Genomic DNA, 18,956 nt, shown 5'->3' with positions numbered 1-18,956 from the left:
GAGTATCCTCAGGCTATTTTTAATAAGTGCCACGTTTATCAGCGACGGATATCTAAAATGGCATTAAACAGCGTTGAGGCGGTCTGGACCACTTGCGCGTTCGCCAGATAATATTGCTGCAAACTCTGCAACGCGCCGTACTCTTCATCCATATTGACACCAGAAACAGCTTGCTGTTCAGCATAAAGCTGCTTAGTAATATTGTTCTGAGTTTTTAAATCAACATTGGCAGTGTTGGTCTGGTTACCAATCGTACTGACCATCGAAGCATAAGCGCCGGAAAATGAGGCTTTACCATCGACCAGTTTTTTGCTCTGCAATTCAGCGAGTTTTTTTACATTGACGTTATCACTTGGCCCGGAGTCTTTCGTACCGGCAGCAGCAAATTGTGACGCGTCTTTAACATTAACTTCCATGCCGCCAATAACACCACTGACCGCTTTTAGTGTGTATTGGTCATTTGCTTGTGCATTGGTTGAATTAATTTCAACTTTCAGTCCATCAAATTCCAGTGTATTGCCCGTCACTTTGGCAGAAATATCTGCTTTATCAGAGGCACGTTGTATTTTCCAATTAGCGCCATCGTAGCTGATATGGTAATCACTGGCTTTTACTACCGAGGTATCTGCATATTCCACTTTGAAATCGGCAGAACCTTTATTTTTGCTGTTGGAAATCACATCCGGGTTATTAAATGTGAAGAAATCCTTACCCGGTTCACCTTTCAAATCAAAACCAGAACGGTGAACCTGATTAAATTGATCGCCCAATACCAAGGCTAATTGGTTTAATTGATTACGGGAATTATCCAGCACTTCACTACGCGCCCGTAATGTGCCACTTAATTCACCTTGATTAATGAATTTTTCATTAATCTCAACCACGTCACCAAAACCACGATCATAACCCAGCGTGATGCGGCTACTATTCGCATTGGATGAAACAGCGTCTACTTTGTATGCGGTTGTCCCCTGAACCAACGTCAATCCACCCGCAAAAGTTACATTATAAGAACCGCCATCCTGCTGAGTCACACTCACGCCGACCAGCTTATTCAGCTCATTGACCAATTGATCCCGCTGATCCAGTAATGCGTTTGGTTCAGCATTACTACCGCCTTTCATTCGGGTAATTTCACCATTCAGTTTGGCAATTTGCTGGGTCAAGTTATTGATGGAATCAACGCTGTCAGTTATTCCTTTGTTGATGTTGTTTTCCATATTACGCAGGAAGGTATCTGCACTCTTCAACTGGTTTACCAGCCCCTTTGCATTACCAATAGTTGTCGTTCTGGCGGCATCATCTTCAGCATTACTGATGACATTGCCTAAACTGGTAAAGAAGTCATCAATGGTGTTTGAAAGGCTATTCGCTTTATCTGCCAGCAAATTATCAATCTGGGAAATTTGCTGGGAATAAGTGGTTAATGCACCTTGTTTTGCCTGAGAAGCAGAAAGCTGGTTATTAATGAATTCATTATATTGACGGTTAATACTGGTGACAGTAACACCATTTCCCATAAAGCCAATGGATGTCATCGTACCACCATTTTGATTTATCACTGTTGATTGCCGGTTATAACCGGGAACACGGGCGTTTGTGACGTTATTACTCACTGTTCCCAGAGCAATCTGAGCAGCCTGAAGGCCGCTCATCGCGGTATTAATAAGACTGTTGGACATCAGTAGATCCTTTTGAGTTTTAGTTATGTCTCCGCTGGCGGCGGCAAACAACCCTTCAGATAGGTAAAAACAGTGTCTGAACTGTTATAATTTATCGGCTGAACTCAATAAAACTTGAGCAAAATGTGGATCAGAACAGTTTACTTAAATCGTGGGTATACGCTTTCACCGCCTGCTCTCCGGCACCTTTCAGCTGTTGAATAACCGAGACCAGTTTTTTCGCATAGCCAGGATCGGTTGCATAGCCCGCCTGTTGCAGAGAATAAGCCCCCTGCTCCGGCGTAACCGAACTGGCAACGTTGGCGTAACGGGGGCTTTCTGTCAGTAACTTGACGTAATCGGTAATCGCTTCCACGTAAGAACCATAAACACGGAAGTTATCCTTCATTTTCTGTGGTTCGCCGTTAATATATTCCGTCGTCAAGATATTGGTTACCGGCCCTTTCCAACCTTTACCCGCTTTAATACCAAACAGATTATGGCTTGGCTTACCGTCGGCAGTCAGGATTTCCCTTTGCCCCCAGCCCGATTCCAGCGCTGCCTGAGCGATAATCAGCAAATGAGGAATACCACTGCGTTGGCTGGCTATTTGAGCGGGAACGGAGAGCGCAGAAACAAAGTTGGTACTGTTCAACGGTAACGGCTTAGGCACCGTCTCCGGTTTCGACACCGTCCGGCGGATAAATTGCTCAAGCGCCTGTCTTGGCAATGTTTGCAAAACGTCGCTATCCAGTGTCATGGGCATTTTCCCCGCCATTTCACTAGGCGCGGTATTGGCGTTAGAAAGCTGTTTTAGCATCATATCGGCAAAACCCAGCCCCTTCTGAGACAGATTCTGGGCAATTTGCTGATCGTACATCGAAGTATAAAGACGTGTCTGTTCACTGCTCAGCATGCCATCTTTAGGCAGCGCCGAACGCATACTTTTCAGCATCATCTCAACAAAGATGCCTTCCATTTGTTGGGCTACCTGCCGTAGCCCTTGTTGTGAATCTTTCGCCAAACTGGATTTCAGCGCGTTAACCGATTGTACGTCATAAGCAGCGCCGGACAGGGTTGAAAAATCACTCATCAGATGATCTCCAGTTTTGCCCGCAGACAACCCGCACTTTCCATTGCCTGTAAGATCGACATTAAATCATTCGGTGTAGCACCCAATGCATTCAGTGCCTGAATAACACTATTCAAACTCGCACTGGCATTAACCTTCTGCAATGCCCCTCCCTGTTCACGGACAGCCACACTGGGATTACGGGTGACAACGGTCGCGCCACCTGCTAATGGGGTATTTGGCTGATTAACAACAACCTGATTATCAACAGTGACAGAAAGATTTCCCTGAGCAACGGCACAACTATCCAGCATAACGTTGCGATTCATCACCACTGAGCCGGTGCGGGAGTTAATAATCACTTTGGCATCACCCACATCAACACGGACAGTCAGGTTCTGCACATGTGAAAGGAATTTAACCTGCTCGCTCTTATCCTTCGGCATACGTAATTGCACCGTGCGAGCATCCAGCGGCGTTGCTGTCCCCGCTCCGCGCATACGATTGATCACATCGCTGATTTGCTGTGCCAGGGAGAAATCTTCGTTATTTAACTGCAAATTAAGTATGCCATTCTCACCAAATTGTGTTGGCAACTCACGCTCAATAACCGCACCGTTACTAATCCGGCCCCCCGCCAGCTGATTCACTTTCACACTGCTGCCACCAGAACTGGCACCCGCGCCACCAACCAGAATATTGCCCTGAGCCAGAGCGTATATCTGATTATCAATGCCTTTTAGTGGTGTCATCAGCAAAGTACCGCCACGCAAGCTTTTGGCATTGCCCAGAGAAGAAACCACCACATCAATATTCTGTCCGGCACGGCCAAATGGCGGTAATTTTGCCGTTACCATCACAGCAGCCACGTTTTTCAACTGCATATTGGTTCCTGGAGGAACCGTAATCCCCAACTGGGATAACATATTGCTTAAACTCTGAGTGGTAAATGGCGTCTGTGTGGTCTGGTCACCGGTCCCATCCAATCCAACAACCAATCCATAACCAATCAACGCATTTTCCCGCACTCCCTGAACCGTAGTGAGATCACGGATACGTTCCGCCGATGCGGTCGTTGTTATCAGAGTCAGCAATACAAGAAGAAGGCTGACAGCGAATTGTTTTATCATAACCATCCCCTTTTAAAACGGTGAAACATTCAAGAAGAAACGCTGTAACCAACCCATGTTCTGCGCTTCATTGATATAACCATTACCCACATATTCGATGCGGGCATCAGCGACCTGATTGGAGCTGACGGTATTATTGGCATTGATAGTCCGTGGGTTAACCACACCGGAGAAACGGATAAATTCTGTCCCTTGATTGATGGCAATCTGCTTTTCACCGATAACATGTAAGTTGCCGTTTGCCAGTAACTGATCAACCGTCACGGTAATCGTACCTCTGAACGTGTTATTGGCATTAGCCCCCCCTTTCCCGCCGAAAGTATTCTCACCCTCCATTTCCAGATCGGTTTTATCTCCACCCATTAACCCTTTCAGGAAACGGGGTGTCAGTGCGGCGGAAAACGTCGTTTTCCCGTTACGGCTGGCATTGGCGGAAGAACTTTTACTGGCGCTGACATTTTCCTGCAAGGTAATCGTCAGGGTATCGCCAATATTTCGGGGGCGGCGATCTTCAAATAACGGCTGATAACCATAATAAACAGGCTGCACTACCTGAAAAATGGCGCCATTAGGTACTGGCGCGGTTGCAGCAGAAGGTGCTGCGGTTGTGGCCCCCCCAACCAGCGGTTTTTGCGGGATATAAGCACAGCCCGTAAGTGACAATATCGCCAGTGCTATACTGCAACGCCATTTATTGGTCACATTTTTCCGTAAATTGCGGGTATGACAAACAACGCTAATCCCGGCCACAGCCATTGTATCCATCTTCGATACTCTTAATTTATCTCTGAATAACGGGGAAATCGCGTTCCCCCGTGGTTCTGATTGATGATTAGGTTACAACTGAGTCAGTTTTTGCAGCATCTGATCAGAAGTCGACACAGCCTTACTGTTTATTTCATAAGCCCGCTGCGTCTGAATCATGTTGACCAATTCTTCAGCCACATTGACGTTAGATGTTTCTACATATTTATGTATGAGCAATCCAGCGCCATTTATTCCTGGTGTATTTTCAGCCGGTACTCCAGAGCTGTTGGTCTCCAGATAAAGGTTTTCACCCATACTTTCCAACCCGCTGTCATTGATAAAGGTTGTCAAGGTAAGTTGCCCAACTTGCTGAAGTGCCGATTGCCCCAGTATTTTCACACTGACAACACCATCACGGCTAATGGCGATATCCGTCGCGTTATCAGGAATGGTAATGGTAGGGAATATCAAAAAACCACTAGCGGTAGTCAACTGCCCATTTGGATCTTCCTGAAATGAGCCGTCGCGAGTGTAAGCACTGGTACCATCAGGTAGCTGAACCTGAAAGAAACCCTTCCCTCTAATGGCAACATTATGACTGTTATTAGTTTCAGATAAGTTTCCCTGACTATGTATACGTTCTGTTGCTACCGGACGCACCCCGGTACCTATCTGTAAACCAGAAGGTAAGCGGGTTTGTTCCGATGTCATCGCTCCTGGTTGACGAATGGTCTGGTAAAGCAGATCTTCAAAAACGGCACGCTGGCGTTTAAAACCATTGGTGCTGACGTTTGCCAGATTATTGGCAATCACATCCATATTGGTTTGCTGGGCATCCAACCCTGTTTTAGCAATCCATAATGATCGGATCATCGATTTTATCCTCTGTATCTAAATCAACTCATTGATAACAGTTGATTAGCACGTTGTGCATTTTCATCTGAGCTATGAATGACTTTCATCTGCATTTCAAAACGACGGGCGTTGGCAATCATACTCATCATACTTTCCATCGGGTTGACGTTACTTCCTTCAAGAGTACCGGGCATTAATTTCACCTCATCGCTGGCAGGTAAGACATCACCCTGTAACGCTTGTGCCTGTTCAGTCATATGGAAGAGACCATCATCACCACGGACAAGTTGATTGCTCTCTGGTTTTACCATTTTCAATCGACCAAGTTGCCCTAATAGTGTTGGCGGATCACCGGGAACCAGTGCAGATAGCGAACCATCAGCTGCCAGGGTTAATTCAGCGTGCGGAGGAACCTCTATCGGGCCATTATCACTCATCAACAAGTTACCTTGGACAGTTAACTGACCTTCCGCTGAAATCTGAATGCTGCCGTTACGCGTATAAGCCTCAGAACCATCTTCAAGCTGAACCGCCAGATATCCTCCTTGCCCAATCGCCACATCCAGCGGACGCGCGGTATAGCTCATCGGCCCCTGACGATGGTCAACGCCCGGTGTTGAAGCCACAACCAAAGTGCGGGTGTTATAGGCAGCCCCTTCAACAGGAACCGCTCGCAATGCAGCCAGTTGTGCCTTAAAACCCGGCGTTGATGCATTTGCCAGGTTATTTGCCGTCACCGCCTGATGTTCCAGAGTCTGACGAGCACCGCCCATTGCGGTATAGATGACATGATCCATAATGCTATCCTGAAACTATCAACGCAAACTGACCAGAGTTTGCAGGATCTGATCCTGAGTTTTAATGGTCTGGGCATTGGATTGATAGTTGCGCTGTGTCACGATCATATTGACCAGTTCCTGACTCATATCAACGTTGGATGATTCCAATGTATTACTGAGCAATTTACCAAAATTGCCTGAACCCGCAGTACCCACCACCGGGCTGCCAGAAGCGCCGGTTTCTGACCACACGTTGTCACCCTGTGCTGCCAGTCCTTCCGGGTTAGCAAAGTTAGTCATTACAATCTGCCCAAGCAATTGGGATTGCTGATTGGAATAGGTACCGACGACGCTACCATCGTTCTCAATACGGTAGCCACTAAACTGACCAGCAGCATAACCGTTCTGAGTAGGTTTGGTTACGCTGTCAGCATCAATTTTTTGTTGCCGGCTGTTATTAAAATTAATCGTAATATCCGAAGCCAAAGAACCATTCAGTGAAGGAACGTTAAACGTGAACTGGTTATCATTACCAATGACTTTACCGTTACCATCAAATTTCAGGGTTCCGAGTGAAGCTTCTTTAGCACCGGCAACATCCCCATCCCGCGCATAAACTTGCCATTCGTTATCATTTGTTTTTACAAAGAAAACACTAATACCATGCGGGTTGCCCAAACTGTCGAAAACGGTGATCGTGTTAGGGTAGTTATAAGAGTCCGGCTTATCTGGCGAGAAAGCCTCCGTTGGTACTTTATGCATCGAATTAAGGTTCGCTTGCATCGTCACCTCAGTTGTCGCTTTAGCCAGCAACATATCCTGAGATACCGTAATCGCTACCGGGTTAGCACCCTTCTGAACCTGCGGTACCCCCCCATTGATACTCACTGCCGGATAACCTGTCAGCTTCATGCCTTGCATGTTGATAATGTTACGGTTCTCGTCCATTTTGAACTGGCCGTTACGGGAATAGTAGATCCCACCATTACTGTCTTGCAGACGGAAAAAACCACTTTGCGTGATCGCCAGGTCGAGAGGACGATTGGTGGTAGTTGGCGTACCATCTTTAAAGTTCTGGTTAATACCCGACATTTTTACCCCCAGACCCACCTGAGAGCCAGCAAAGATGTCAGCAAAAGCAGCAGTACTGGATTTAAAGCCATATGTCGCTGCGTTAGCGATATTATTACCTATAACATCCAGATTAGCTGACGCTGCATTCAAGCCACTCACTGCTTGTGAAAAAGCCATATTACTCTCCGTTAAAATGCTTGTTTGTTAAAGAATCTGACGTACCTGATCCATAGTGACGGTACCAAACCGCCCTAAATCTAACTTAGCGCCGTCCGCATCACGGGTAACGCCTTTCACAACAGCGAACATCAGTGGCTGATACACTCTCTGCTCGCCTTTATAGCTGGCTGCGATGGTGATTTTATAAGCGCCATTCGCAACCGTAGTGCCAGTGCCATCTCCTTTTATGCCATCCCAGCCGAAGCTATGGGCCCCCGCTTCCAGCGCACCGAGATCAATTTGGCTTACAACAGCCCCTTGTTTATCCGTAATGGTCACGTTCACACTATCCGCCGGCCTTTCCAGCTCAATACCAAATGGCGTAATACTGGCCCCCCCGTCTTCGCTGGGACCAACCAGAATCGTATCGCCGGGGATCATAACGCCGCGCCCAATCAAAGCTGATGCCTGTAAAGACTGGCTATTATTAATCTGACCAACAATAGACCCCAGCGTGGTATTCAGCCTCTCGATCCCTTCTAGCGTGTTAATCTGCGCTAAATGGGAGGTCAACTCATTGTTCTTCATCGGGTTAGTTGGATCTTGGTTTTTAATCTGTGCAATCAGCAGTTGCATAAAGTTGCTGTTCAGCTCTTTGCTGTTCTTCTTTGTATCGCTAGACGATGCCATCTCCCCAATGATGGTGTTATCCATTGGTTCGTTCATTGCACTGGCAATTCCCATGAGTCGCTCCTGTTACTGACCTAACGTTAATGTTTTCAGCATTATCGACTTGGTTGTATTCAGTACCTCAACGTTGGCCTGATAGCTACGGGAAGCCGAAATGGTATTAATCATTTCCCCAACCACATCAACGTTTGGCATTCGTACATAACCCTTCTCATCGGCCAGCGGGTGCCCTGGCTGATACTCAAGGCGGAAAGGTGTTGGATCATCAACAATTTCACTGACCCGAACACCGCCTGTTTCTTGTCCTGCCGGTGCGGCGACACGGAAAACCACCTGTTTCGCCCGGTATGGCTGGCCATCAGGCCCTGAAACGCTATCGGCATTCGCCATATTGCTGGCACTGACATTTAATCGTTGGGATTGAGCTGATAATGCCGAACCGGCAATATCAAAAACACTGAGTAAAGACATGGCCTTTATCCTTGCTGTAAGACTGACATCATGCTTTTAACCTGGGAGCTGGTCGCCGTCAGTTCAGCCTGATATTTCAGGCTGTTATCCATAAAATTGCCGCGCTCCATATCCATATCCACCGTGTTGCCATCCATCGCCGCCTGATAAGGCACCCGATACAGCAAGTCCATCTCCATTCTCTTCTGAGGCTGAATTGGAATATGCCGAGCCGATGTCAGCGTCAGCCCGATCCCGTTTCCGGTGACCCGACCGTGCGCAATGGTTTTTTTCAGTTGTGTGGCGAAATCAATATCCCGCGCCTGATACCCTGGAGTATCCGCATTGGCGATATTCGCGGACAATATTTCCTGTCGCCGTGATCGCAATGACAAAGCTTCCTGCTGAAAATGAAAGGCTGCATCTAATTTATCGAGCATATTCCTCCCTCTTATGTGACTTACCTGTGTTATGAACCTTAATAGCGCAATTCGCGATCGCGAAATTCGCAGTAGACAGAATAAACGCAGAAAGAAAAGCCTATCGGATGAATAGACGCTAATTGAATTGCTATTTATCCCATTGACCGATATTCAATGCAGGTACACTGTGCGCCACCCAACAGCCGCGTTTATCTACTTTATTGACAGAATAATGAGAGCGAGAAAATGCAAGCTATAAAGATTATCGGGCTATTCACGTTTTTCTTTATGACTCCGATGGCATGGGGAAATAATCTGCCTCAGGCCATAACGCACTATTTTCAGCAGATACACAGGGATAATCATCAAAAAGTTTCTGTTGAAATCAGAACACCGGAACAGCAATGGCCTCAGTGTGAATCACCGGAAATTCACCCTCCTATTAGTAATCAAAACTGGGGAAATATCTCTTTACCTATCGTTTGTCATCAAAAACGCAAATTTATTCAGGTCGCTGTCAGCGTTACAGGACATTATTGGGTTACCCGCCGCGCCCTCTCCCGTAATGATGTTTTATCGGAGAAAGATTTTCAGGTCAGAAGCGGATTGCTGGAAAAATTACCGAACGATCTGATTATTAACAAAAATGAAATAAAAAACAGTGTTGCTATACGCAGCATTCCGGCAGGACAGGCAATCACCCGCAATATGTTACGCCGCCCGTGGGCTGTACGGGCAGGTCAAAATGTGGGGGTGATTGTACAAGGAAAGGGTTTTCAGATACGTAATGAAGGGAAAGCTATTAATAACGCTGTAACTTCTGATAAAGTCAGGGTTCGAATGAATTCAGGGCACGTTATAACCGGCCAAGCACTAGAAAACGGCAGTGTAAAAATCATGTTATAAGTTGCTAAAGTTTTCTTTTACTGTGCCGATATAACCAGCAGAGCATGATTTGCAGGTATGCAAATGGCATGTAACCTGCTCCGATCCATAGGTGAACCTATGCCTGGCCATAAAGGATAATGATTATGAGTATCGAACGCACTCAACCCTTATTAGCTATCGCTGCTGTTCAACAGCGACCAACTAATGAAAGCGCCCAGGGCACCCGAAAAACCTCCGGCGTTACGTTAAAAAGCACTGATGCACAAGTAAAACTGAGCGAAACACAAACAAAACTGGTTCAGCCGAGCAGCGAGGATATCAACATCCAAAAAGTGCAAAAACTGAAAGACGCTATCGCTCAGGGAACCTTAAAAATGAACAGCGGTAAAATCGCAGACGCTCTGTTCAGAGAAGCCGCCGAAAATTTTCCGTATTATAAAAAGTAATTAAACCCGTTATGGAAGAACTTCAACAATTACTCGAACAGCAAGTTACCTATTTAACCTCGCTGACCCAAACAATGGCGGAAGAACAGCGTATTCTGTGCGAGGGTTTTATTGAAGCACGAGATTTGCACCGGGTAACAGAACGAAAAAATTTTCTGTTATCCGCGTTTGGCCATTTAGAACAGCAACGTCTTAATTTAAGCAAAGAATTAAAGGCCATTGCCCCTTATGATAAACAGCCTATGCTTGCCAGATTGTGGCAACAGATCGACAAAGCAACTATCCAGGTTCGTGATTTAAACACCCATAATGGTTTGTTGTTAGCCCAGCATCTTGAGTTAAATAGTAAAGCTATCGCTTTTCTAAAAAGCCACCATAGCCCCTCTCTTTATGGTTCAGACGGTCAGGCTACTCGTCACTCCATGCTTTCCGGCCATAAAGTCCAGGTTTGATTCAGCGCATTACCGCCCGTCGCGGTAGTGCCGTTTTTTATTGATTAGCAAAAATCACCGTTTGTAAGCCAACGTAACAATTGCACAACGATAATGTTTTGCGTATTACGAAAATATATTGCAGAATAAGAATAAACGACAACGGGTATTGACAACATAATTTTTAACCTTCAACCGTGGTTGATGATTATCAAAAGTCAGGCTGGCTGATTAACAGCGAGAATATTCTTTTCCCATTGATCTATACTGGAAATAACATACTGATGCACAAGCAACTAAAAAAAAGAAAATCGAGCGGACAGCAGATACCAAAAACGCCTCAGCAACAATTCAAAGCTTACTGGAAGTCCATCGAAAAATACCAATTGAAGATCGCCAAGCTGCAACAGCAACAAGACGAATTTTTCATGCGCTTTCAACAGGAAGTTTTACCGGTAGAGCATCAATATATACAATCCAGATATGATAAAGTAGCACGGTTGCTTTCATTTGCCGATAAAAAATCGCTGGGGAAAAACCAACGGAGAGAATTATTTTTCTGGATAGAAGAAGAACTTGCTGAGTTATGTACTTACCCCTTTAACGAAAACCTTGATCTCAATAAGTTGACCGATCACTTTTCCAATCTTCATGCGTTGAAAGAAGAGGAAACTCCAACACCAGAACAGATGGCTGATATCCGGCAGACTCTGGATGAATATTTTGATTTTAATGAAGAAATATCTGATGAAGAATTACTTGATATGATGAAAAATCCTGAAAAAATGCGTGCCACCATAGAACAGCATTTTCAACGGGAATCAGAACATTTCTACGATGAATATGATGCAGAAGATACCGATGATTTCGATCCTGCGGAAGAAGACCAGAGAAAACTGGATGATTTATTTAAATCGCAGGAAGTGAGCCAAATGTATAGAAAAATAGCCAAGGTATTACATCCGGATCGTGAACAGGATTTGGATGAGAAAAAGAAAAAAAACCAGCTGATGATGCAGTTATCAAAAGCCAAGAAAGATAATGATGTCTGGACGATAATAAACATGTACTACAAGTACATTGATTCAACTTTCAGTTTTAACAGTCGGGATATATCCGACATCAATAAGTTGCTAAAAACACGTATAGATATACTAGCCAATGAGTTTAATCAGTTAAAAAAATCTGATTCGTTACCGGGCATGATTTGGCGCACACTGGGAGGTGAAACATCAAAGGTAATAGAAAATAACCTCCGCGAACACTGCAAAAAATTGCGGCAAAGTATAGAAAATGAAACCCAACTGCGAGAAAGCTTGCGTTCACTTACTGTACTAAAAAGCCACCTTGCGGAACGACGTGATTCCTTTGAATTTGAACAGGATATTATCGACTATCTTTTCAAACAATATTGAATCTACTGAGTTTGACAGAAATTTCAGCGGCTTACTTATATAGTTTACCGACCATTAGCCGCACACTGCGTCAGTACATTACCACCCATTGTGGTAGTCCCATTTCCTTGTAATATATACAAAAAATGGGGCTATCCTAGATTAGACCATCATTTGACATTCTCAAAAACATAGACTGCACCAGCTCTGGGCTTAGAATCGACACTCTCTACCATTGCACCAACAGCAAAACTCGTCCCCGCCTTATTCAGGCAGACAGCCTTACCAAAACCATTGAAATAGTCTGGAGGGCCTGAAGGGTCCAAAATCTCGCTAGGTGTTTCCATATTCCATTTATTATTCAGACAGGTATACACATACACCTTGGAAGCCGCCCACACTACCAGACGGTTTCCCACACCATTCAGCTTGATAGCGCAGCCAAAATACGCTCCACCCCTTTCAGGGGCCGAAAACTTAATGGGATTTTCTCTATCCCAGATCCCATTCGTGCGTGTATACAGATAAACCTTCAAATAATCATTCGCCCCCACCGCCAGACAATCTCCCTCTGTATTTAGGCTAAAAACCCTGCCAAAACTGGATGAGCTATCTTCAGGGACCTTGAACTTAACGGGGTTTTCTCTATCCCAAATTCCATTCGTGCGTGTATACACATAAATCGTGTTTGTGTAACCATCTTCACCAAACACCGCCAGACAGTTTCCCGCAGCACTCAGGAGAGCAACCCAACCAAACTCAGAAAGATTCCGAGGGACCGGAAACTCAATGGGATTTTCTCTATCCCAGATCCCGTTCGTGCGTGTAAACATATGGAACGTCGAGTAGTATTTGCCCCCAGCCACCAGACAGTCTCCTGCTGCACTCAAGCTGACATTCATACCAAATTCTTCACTGCGGGCCGGAGCCGGAAACCAAACGGGATTTCTTGCATCCCAGACGCCATTCGTGCGCGTATATACACCAACCATCATTCGAGCATCAGCGGGCGCTCTATTTCCCAACGCCAGGCAATCTCCCGCCGCATCCAGACTGACATTCCATACAGATCCAAGATAGTCATTTTGAAAAGGCTCAAGCACAATAGGCGTGCTTGTATTCCACTCACCACTCTTCCGACGCGTATATACACAAACTTTATTAATCATCCCAACCGCTAAACAGTTTCCCGCCGCGTTCAGGCTAACAGAGCTGCCAAAGTAATCACCTTTTTTGGGAGAGTGAGAAACAATTCGCGTCATCATAGTGCGTTTCAAACCCAATAACTGAGTGATCCCCATCCGCTCCCGCCGCGATAAACTGAAAAAATCCGCAAACTGAACCTGCCGACCAGCATCCAATTTCAGATACCCTCCCCCATCAAAAGAGAGTCCACCTTCTGGCTTCAATGATAACGCCAATGCCCCCTGATTAGGATTTAACCCGCCAGAATGGTGAGTGTTGAGGGCCAGTTTGCCTTTGCCATCTCGTTTCAGCCCTGTAGTTAGGCCATCACCCTGAGCGCCATCAATGATTTCATATACCTTATATGCCTCATCAATCAAATGGGAAAAGGCTTCAGGCATGAGCTGAACACCAGACTTAAAACTCGCTTTCAATGAGTCAACAGTATTAATTTCTTTATCAGTCATAATATGTCCTCAAAAGCCGTATTAGACAGTCACCGTCACCTGTTCTCTGTCTTCATTTGACATTATCAAAGATACAAACTGCACCAGCTTCAGGCGCAGAACCGACCTTGGTTAAAACCGCACCAACCGCCAAACTCGTTCCTAACTTATTCAAACTGACAGCCTTACCAAAGCCATTTACATTGTCTAAATTGCCTGAAGGGTCCAAAATCTCGATAGGTGTTTTCATATTCCACTTACCATTCAGATAGGTATACACATACACCCTGGAAGCCGCCCCCACTGCCAGACGATTTCCCGCATCATTCAGTTTGATAGCGCAGCCAAAATATGTTACGCCACTTGCAGGAGCCGAAAATTTAATGGGATTTTGTGTATCCCAGATCCCATTCGTGCGCGTATACAGATAAACCTTCCCATTAATAATGGGTGAATCATCATCCGCCCCCACCGCCAGACGATCTCCCTCTGCATTCAGGCTAAAAACCTTGCCAAAACCGGGTGAGCTATCTTCAGGGGGATTGAACCTAATGTAGCTTTCATCCCAGGTCCCATTCGTGCGTGTATATACATAAACCATGTTTATTGCGGGAGAAGAAGGATAATTAACTTCGGTACCATGCACCGCCAGACAGTTTCCCGAGGCACTCAGACAAATCATGGCAACCCCGTGACCAGAACTCGAAAAATAAAGCCGAATGGGGCTTTCTCTGTCCCAGATCCCATTCGTGCGTGTATACACATAGAACGTATAGACGCCCCCCCACACCACCAGACAGTCTCCTGCGGCGCTCAAACTGGCATACACACCACCAGCGTGTCTATATTCATCTTCCAACGGAAACACAATAGGACTTTTTGTATCCCAGACGCCATTTGTGCGCGTATACACACAAACCTCCATTTTTCGAAAATCAGTTAAGTATCCCACTGCCAAGTTATCTCCCTCCGCATCCAGACTGACATTCCATGAAGCACTGCGATATTTATCTCCATCAGCCTCAAACACAATGGGCGTGCTTGTATTCCACCACTCACCCCTCCGGCACATATACAAATAGAGCACTTTCCCCATCCCAACCACTAAACAATCTCCCGCCGCGTTCAGGCTAACAGAAGTGCCAAAGCGTTCATTCTCTTTAGGGGAAGGAGCAACAATACGCGTCATCGTGGTGCTGATACTGCGTTTCAAACCCAACAACTGTGCGATCTCCATCCGCTCCCGCCGCGATAAACTGAAAAAATCGGCAAACTGAACTTGCCGATTGGCATCCAATTTCAGACGCCTTCCTCCATCAAAAGAAAACCCACCGTCTGGCTTCAGTGACAGCGCCAAAGCCCTCTGTTCAAGGTTTAACCCGCCAGAATGGTGAGTGTTGAGGGCCAGTTTTCCTTTGTCATCTCGTTCCAAGCCTGCGGTCGGGCCATCACCCTTATCACCATCAATGATTTCATATGCCTTATATGCCTCATCAATCAAGAGGGAAAATGCTTCAGGCGTAGGCGGAACACCAGACTTAAAACTCGCTTTCAATGAGTCAACAGTACTAATTTCTTTATCAGTCATAATATTTCCTCAAAAGCCGTATTAGACAGTCACCGTCATCTGTTTTCTGTTCGCTGTTTTCTGCCTTCTGTCTCAGCATTCAATAACAACTTGGCAATTTGTTCCCTCGTCTCCTCAGGAAGCAATTTAAAAGCTTGTGCTGAAACCGCTACAGTACCATCCACTGACAACGCCCCAGATTTATCCAACATCAATCCCCCATTGGGCTGTAGCCTTAACGCAAGCCCCTTCGGTTCCAACGCAATGCCATCACCAGTCTTAACTGCCAAACGGTTGTCGATAACCTGCAACCCAATTCCCGGATGATAAGCTTGATCACCATCCTGCCAACCAAAAAGCTGTCGCCACAACGTGGCCCAATCAATCAGTGAATAAAATGCCGCCTCAGTCGGGATCTTTCCAGGGGCGAAGTGGGTACTAAGCTGGCTAACCGTTTCATCTGTTATCTCTTTCGCCATCGTTTTTTCCTCATTTAGCTAGTCGTAAAGGTAAACTTTCCCTTCTCCACTCTTCCAGCCACTGGCACCAATCGCCAACGTATTGCCATCACCACTGAGACAAACGCCGGCACCAAATTTATGGTTTAATTCCCCATCCAGCTCCAGTAATTTGCCCTGCATAATCCATTGTTCATCCTGATAGCTAAACCACCATACCGCACCGGTTTGCACACCTGTGTCATTTTTACCAACAGGTGTTGACACCACCAGTATCTGGCCGTCACTACTCAGAGACAACTCGCTGCCAAACCTTTCCCCGGCAGTCACCGCTTCTCTCAGTATCCCTATAACTTGCCATCCATTACGATGACGCTGGTACAAATAGACCGCACCAACATTGTTCTTCTCTCCCGGGCATCCCACCGCCAGAATATCGCCGCTATCGCTTAAGCTGAGACTGGCACCAAAGCCGTCATTGCTGTCGAGTGAAGGAGAAGTCAGCGAATTGAGTGGCGGTTGCGGCTGCCAGTATTCCCCGTGACGATGAAATATCGTCACTTCACCATTACCATTACGCCCCGTTGCCGCCACTGCCAAGGTTGAACCATCCGCACTCAAGCTCAGTTTGCCGCCAAACATATCGCCCTGTGCCGGAGAAGCTAAGGTCAGACGCTCACCAAGCTGTGACCATTTCTTCCCGTCATACTGATAAAGATACACTGCGCCGCAGTTAGTCAATAAACCCGATCTCCAGCCATAAGAGCCTACCGCTAATAGTGAGCCATCCGCGCTCAGGCTCACAGAACAACCGAAATGCTGCTGAACGTTCGCCTCACTAAGCCAAAGTTTGGCCGATTTTTCCCACGTGCCATTTGCCAATCTGTGATAAACGAACACTGAACCATGCCCACCATCACTGTTTCGGTTATCAATACCCACCGCGAGAACATTACCATTTCGATTCAAACTTAGCGCTCTGCCGCCATAACCACTAACGTAATCAGCGAATTGCTGCCGCCAACCGTTATCGGTATAAGAAAATAGATATACAGGTTCCTTAGCCTCTGCCCCACTAAGCGCGATAGTTTTCCCATCGCCGCTGACACTGACAACAGCGCCAAGGTTTTTATTGTTAGCGTTGGCCGGCAAGTCAAACGCGGGCAACTGCACCTTACTCGCTGCCATCTCCCCAGCATGAATCAGCCAACGGTAAAGTTCTCTTTGTTGTTCCTGCGTAAAACTCTCAAACAATTCCAGCGACAATTTAAAGTCGGGGCGTAATCCCAATTCGCCATTAATGAACTGTAAACCGCTGCTCTTATCAATATTGACAGCAATTTCACGGTCTTCTCCGATATGCACCCCTTCACCGGGATTCACTAAGAGTAAATTCACCTCATCCAGATCCCGATTCAATCCTGCTCCTGGATTATTATCGGGCTGAGCAGGATCCAGCCCGGCTAAACGCCGACCTTCTGCCGCTATTTGCACCAATTGAGTATAATTTTCACTTTTCGGCAGGGAATATAATTTAAACCAGGATTTAACCTCCTCTTTATTCAACAGATTATTCTCGCTGGATGTAGATGTCTTGTTGTGAGCCATTTAATACCTCCAATGCAGAATGGCAGATAAGTTAACGTTGTCACACTCTGTTTTATTCTTTTACTTTCGGGATAAACAATATTCCGGCTTTATCCCTCTCTTAATGTTTCTCTTTATTCCAATTAGCCGCTTTATCGGTAAACTTTGCCGAATCATCCGGCGTGGCAATACGTTTAACCCCCGAACCGGGCATTTCCTCTCTTGGTACAAACAGCACCTCTGCGGCTTTTAGCTGCTCGTAGTCTTTCTTACTCCAGAAGAGTTCTTCATCGGCAAACTTCGCCAAATCATCGGGTGTGGCAACATGTTTAATCCCTACACCGCGTATTTTTTCCGCTGGTATAAACAACACCTTTACAGCTTCCATCTGTTCGTAGGTTTTCCCATTCCAGTAGTATTCTTCATCGACAAACTTCGCCAAATCATCGGGTGTAGCGACATGTTTAATCCCCAGACCAGGTGGCGTTTCTCCTGCTGGCGTAAACAGTACCTCTGCAATTTTCATCTGCTCATAGGTTTCTTTATTCCAGAAGAGGGCTTGATCGGCAAATTTCACCAAATCATCGGGCGTAGCAACATGTATCACGACAATACCTTCCTGATATAGCGGTGGTTCAATGGACATAATGTTTTCCTCATCAGAAACCCGTTCTTAGTTACCCTGCGGATTTGAAACGATTTAACTTTTCTTATTGCCTCAGGTACGCTACCGCCATCGAAAAATATGTTCCCGATAACACTTATTTAATATTTAACTTGACTATGTCACTGGTTTTTTGTGAGGCACGACCTGATATAATTAAGCATTGCGGAAAAGTGAATTTTTGCCAGTTATTTAATAAAAAATTAACAGCTTTTTTTTATAAAATATCACTTAAATAATATCCTCCTCACCACGATTATCGCAATAGCCATAAATTTAATTAGATTTAAATCAATTCATTAAAAAATTTATTGAAAAAACACAAAATAACCGATAACACACTAAAATAACATTATTTACACATAATCATTTGATTTTTAAAAAATAAAAACACGCCATTTAAATCATTAAGGAAAATTGCGAATATATTTAAATAATATCAAAATCATAATTATCCACATTAAATAATTCAGAATCTGAAAGTGATAAAACAGCAGTTAAAAAAACCGTTTTTTGTCTGTCAGCGTGGTTTTAAAACCTGGAAAAATGGACAAACGCATTATGAAAAAACAGGTAAAAACTTTAATCAATAAAGATAAAAAGAAGTGTTTAAAGCTTTTATATAAAAGGTGGATTTAACTCAATAAATACTCTTTTTAAAGGACAGCATCACACTCAAGTGCTTTCTCCCGATTATTTTACACAGAAAACCATAGAAATAACGCAATAAAGAAGGGATAAGTGAGATCCCGCCCAACCCTCCATCAAGGTCAATAAGACCTTTATTGCCTTAAAAAACTGTAAATGAGTCAAATAAAATTAACATTCGCCTCATTTAGTGAGTAGAATAG

The 18,956-nt window shown here is 45.2% G+C and carries 19 protein-coding genes; 4 read left to right on the top strand and 15 right to left on the bottom strand.

Annotated features, from left to right (window positions below):
• Positions 1-38: 38 nt before the first annotated feature.
• The 10 genes from flgK to flgB all read right to left on the bottom strand — a co-directional run bounded on the left by flgK (position 39) and on the right by flgB (position 9,057).
• Complete coding sequence (gene flgK, locus PTE_RS16830; protein ID WP_036849026.1) at positions 39-1,682, bottom strand: flagellar hook-associated protein FlgK; 1,644 nt, start codon at positions 1,680-1,682, stop codon at positions 39-41.
• Between the two features lie 130 nt (positions 1,683-1,812).
• Positions 1,813-2,754, bottom strand: coding sequence for a flagellar assembly peptidoglycan hydrolase FlgJ (flgJ, locus tag PTE_RS16825; RefSeq protein ID WP_036849025.1), 942 nt, complete (start codon positions 2,752-2,754; stop codon positions 1,813-1,815).
• A complete protein-coding gene (locus tag PTE_RS16820) occupies positions 2,754-3,863 on the bottom strand; it encodes a flagellar basal body P-ring protein FlgI (protein ID WP_036849021.1) in 1,110 nt (369 codons plus the stop codon). Before PTE_RS16820 ends, flgJ begins: the two co-directional genes overlap by 1 nt.
• A 12-nt stretch (positions 3,864-3,875) precedes the next feature.
• Entirely contained in the window at positions 3,876-4,628 is a 753-nt protein-coding gene (locus PTE_RS16815; protein WP_036849019.1) for a flagellar basal body L-ring protein FlgH, read from the bottom strand.
• A gap of 72 nt (positions 4,629-4,700) precedes the next feature.
• On the bottom strand, positions 4,701-5,483 hold the full coding sequence (flgG, locus tag PTE_RS16810; RefSeq protein ID WP_036849017.1) for a flagellar basal-body rod protein FlgG: 783 nt from the start codon (positions 5,481-5,483) through the stop codon (positions 4,701-4,703).
• Positions 5,484-5,506: 23 nt separating this feature from the next.
• The gene (locus PTE_RS16805) at positions 5,507-6,262 is read right to left on the bottom strand and encodes a flagellar basal body rod protein FlgF (RefSeq protein ID WP_036849015.1); all 756 of its coding nucleotides are present in this window, start codon (positions 6,260-6,262) and stop codon (positions 5,507-5,509) included.
• An 18-nt stretch (positions 6,263-6,280) separates the two neighbouring features.
• The gene (gene flgE, locus PTE_RS16800) at positions 6,281-7,495 is read right to left on the bottom strand and encodes a flagellar hook protein FlgE (protein ID WP_036849014.1); all 1,215 of its coding nucleotides are present in this window, start codon (positions 7,493-7,495) and stop codon (positions 6,281-6,283) included.
• 27 nt (positions 7,496-7,522) lie between these two features.
• Positions 7,523-8,221: a flagellar hook assembly protein FlgD gene (gene flgD, locus PTE_RS16795; protein WP_036849012.1), complete on the bottom strand. Its 699-nt coding sequence runs from the start codon at positions 8,219-8,221 to the stop codon at positions 7,523-7,525.
• 12 nt (positions 8,222-8,233) lie between these two features.
• Positions 8,234-8,638 carry a flagellar basal body rod protein FlgC gene (gene flgC, locus PTE_RS16790; RefSeq protein WP_036849009.1) on the bottom strand — a complete coding sequence of 135 codons (405 nt, stop codon included), beginning with the start codon at positions 8,636-8,638 and terminating at the stop codon, positions 8,234-8,236.
• Positions 8,639-8,643: 5 nt separating this feature from the next.
• Positions 8,644-9,057 carry a flagellar basal body rod protein FlgB gene (flgB, locus tag PTE_RS16785; RefSeq protein ID WP_036849007.1) on the bottom strand — a complete coding sequence of 138 codons (414 nt, stop codon included), beginning with the start codon at positions 9,055-9,057 and terminating at the stop codon, positions 8,644-8,646.
• A 228-nt stretch (positions 9,058-9,285) separates the two neighbouring features.
• Here flgB and flgA point away from each other — a divergent pair, with 228 nt between their 5' ends.
• The 4 genes from flgA to PTE_RS16765 all read left to right on the top strand — a co-directional run bounded on the left by flgA (position 9,286) and on the right by PTE_RS16765 (position 12,219).
• Positions 9,286-9,945 (top strand): flagellar basal body P-ring formation chaperone FlgA, encoded by a 660-nt coding sequence (gene flgA, locus PTE_RS16780; protein ID WP_036849005.1) that lies wholly within the window; start codon positions 9,286-9,288, stop codon positions 9,943-9,945.
• Between the two features lie 125 nt (positions 9,946-10,070).
• Positions 10,071-10,373: a flagellar biosynthesis anti-sigma factor FlgM gene (gene flgM, locus PTE_RS16775; protein WP_036849003.1), complete on the top strand. Its 303-nt coding sequence runs from the start codon at positions 10,071-10,073 to the stop codon at positions 10,371-10,373.
• Positions 10,374-10,384: 11 nt separating this feature from the next.
• Complete coding sequence (locus PTE_RS16770) at positions 10,385-10,825, top strand: flagella synthesis protein FlgN (RefSeq protein WP_036849001.1); 441 nt, start codon at positions 10,385-10,387, stop codon at positions 10,823-10,825.
• A 263-nt stretch (positions 10,826-11,088) separates the two neighbouring features.
• The gene (locus PTE_RS16765) at positions 11,089-12,219 is read left to right on the top strand and encodes a hypothetical protein (protein WP_131601534.1); all 1,131 of its coding nucleotides are present in this window, start codon (positions 11,089-11,091) and stop codon (positions 12,217-12,219) included.
• 149 nt (positions 12,220-12,368) lie between these two features.
• Here the strand turns inward: PTE_RS16765 and PTE_RS16760 are convergent, their stop codons facing one another.
• From PTE_RS16760 to PTE_RS16740, 5 genes are all read right to left on the bottom strand, one after another.
• A complete protein-coding gene (locus PTE_RS16760; protein WP_036848997.1) occupies positions 12,369-13,853 on the bottom strand; it encodes a hypothetical protein in 1,485 nt (494 codons plus the stop codon).
• A 49-nt stretch (positions 13,854-13,902) separates the two neighbouring features.
• On the bottom strand, positions 13,903-15,417 hold the full coding sequence (locus tag PTE_RS16755; RefSeq protein ID WP_081738257.1) for a hypothetical protein: 1,515 nt from the start codon (positions 15,415-15,417) through the stop codon (positions 13,903-13,905).
• A 35-nt stretch (positions 15,418-15,452) separates the two neighbouring features.
• The gene (locus PTE_RS16750; RefSeq protein ID WP_036848994.1) at positions 15,453-15,875 is read right to left on the bottom strand and encodes a hypothetical protein; all 423 of its coding nucleotides are present in this window, start codon (positions 15,873-15,875) and stop codon (positions 15,453-15,455) included.
• An 18-nt stretch (positions 15,876-15,893) separates the two neighbouring features.
• The gene (locus tag PTE_RS16745) at positions 15,894-17,462 is read right to left on the bottom strand and encodes a Kelch repeat-containing protein (protein ID WP_036848993.1); all 1,569 of its coding nucleotides are present in this window, start codon (positions 17,460-17,462) and stop codon (positions 15,894-15,896) included.
• A gap of 100 nt (positions 17,463-17,562) precedes the next feature.
• A complete protein-coding gene (locus PTE_RS16740) occupies positions 17,563-18,087 on the bottom strand; it encodes a hypothetical protein (protein ID WP_036848992.1) in 525 nt (174 codons plus the stop codon).
• Between the last annotated feature and the right edge of the window lie 869 nt (positions 18,088-18,956).

The sequence above is a fragment of the Photorhabdus khanii NC19 genome (genome assembly GCF_000517265.1).
Classification (GTDB): Bacteria; Pseudomonadota; Gammaproteobacteria; order Enterobacterales; family Enterobacteriaceae; genus Photorhabdus; species Photorhabdus khanii.
Note: the sequence above shows the minus strand (reverse complement) of the source record. Positions and strands in the feature narration are given on the sequence as shown.

Bases quoted from the DNA above. Each gene is read 5' to 3' on its own strand.
- flgK (WP_036849026.1), bottom strand. From the start codon at position 1,682: ATGTCCAACAGTCTTATTAATACCGCGATGAGCGGCCTTCAGGCTGCT.
- flgJ (WP_036849025.1), bottom strand. From the start codon at position 2,754: ATGAGTGATTTTTCAACCCTGTCCGGCGCTGCTTATGACGTACAATCG.
- PTE_RS16820 (WP_036849021.1), bottom strand. From the start codon at position 3,863: ATGATAAAACAATTCGCTGTCAGCCTTCTTCTTGTATTGCTGACTCTG.
- PTE_RS16815 (WP_036849019.1), bottom strand. From the start codon at position 4,628: ATGGATACAATGGCTGTGGCCGGGATTAGCGTTGTTTGTCATACCCGC.
- flgG (WP_036849017.1), bottom strand. From the start codon at position 5,483: ATGATCCGATCATTATGGATTGCTAAAACAGGGTTGGATGCCCAGCAA.
- PTE_RS16805 (WP_036849015.1), bottom strand. From the start codon at position 6,262: ATGGATCATGTCATCTATACCGCAATGGGCGGTGCTCGTCAGACTCTG.
- flgE (WP_036849014.1), bottom strand. From the start codon at position 7,495: ATGGCTTTTTCACAAGCAGTGAGTGGCTTGAATGCAGCGTCAGCTAAT.
- flgD (WP_036849012.1), bottom strand. From the start codon at position 8,221: ATGGGAATTGCCAGTGCAATGAACGAACCAATGGATAACACCATCATT.
- flgC (WP_036849009.1), bottom strand. From the start codon at position 8,638: ATGTCTTTACTCAGTGTTTTTGATATTGCCGGTTCGGCATTATCAGCT.
- flgB (WP_036849007.1), bottom strand. From the start codon at position 9,057: ATGCTCGATAAATTAGATGCAGCCTTTCATTTTCAGCAGGAAGCTTTG.
- flgA (WP_036849005.1), top strand. From the start codon at position 9,286: ATGCAAGCTATAAAGATTATCGGGCTATTCACGTTTTTCTTTATGACT.
- flgM (WP_036849003.1), top strand. From the start codon at position 10,071: ATGAGTATCGAACGCACTCAACCCTTATTAGCTATCGCTGCTGTTCAA.
- PTE_RS16770 (WP_036849001.1), top strand. From the start codon at position 10,385: ATGGAAGAACTTCAACAATTACTCGAACAGCAAGTTACCTATTTAACC.
- PTE_RS16765 (WP_131601534.1), top strand. From the start codon at position 11,089: ATGCACAAGCAACTAAAAAAAAGAAAATCGAGCGGACAGCAGATACCA.
- PTE_RS16755 (WP_081738257.1), bottom strand. From the start codon at position 15,417: ATGACTGATAAAGAAATTAGTACTGTTGACTCATTGAAAGCGAGTTTT.
- PTE_RS16750 (WP_036848994.1), bottom strand. From the start codon at position 15,875: ATGGCGAAAGAGATAACAGATGAAACGGTTAGCCAGCTTAGTACCCAC.
- PTE_RS16745 (WP_036848993.1), bottom strand. From the start codon at position 17,462: ATGGCTCACAACAAGACATCTACATCCAGCGAGAATAATCTGTTGAAT.
- PTE_RS16740 (WP_036848992.1), bottom strand. From the start codon at position 18,087: ATGTCCATTGAACCACCGCTATATCAGGAAGGTATTGTCGTGATACAT.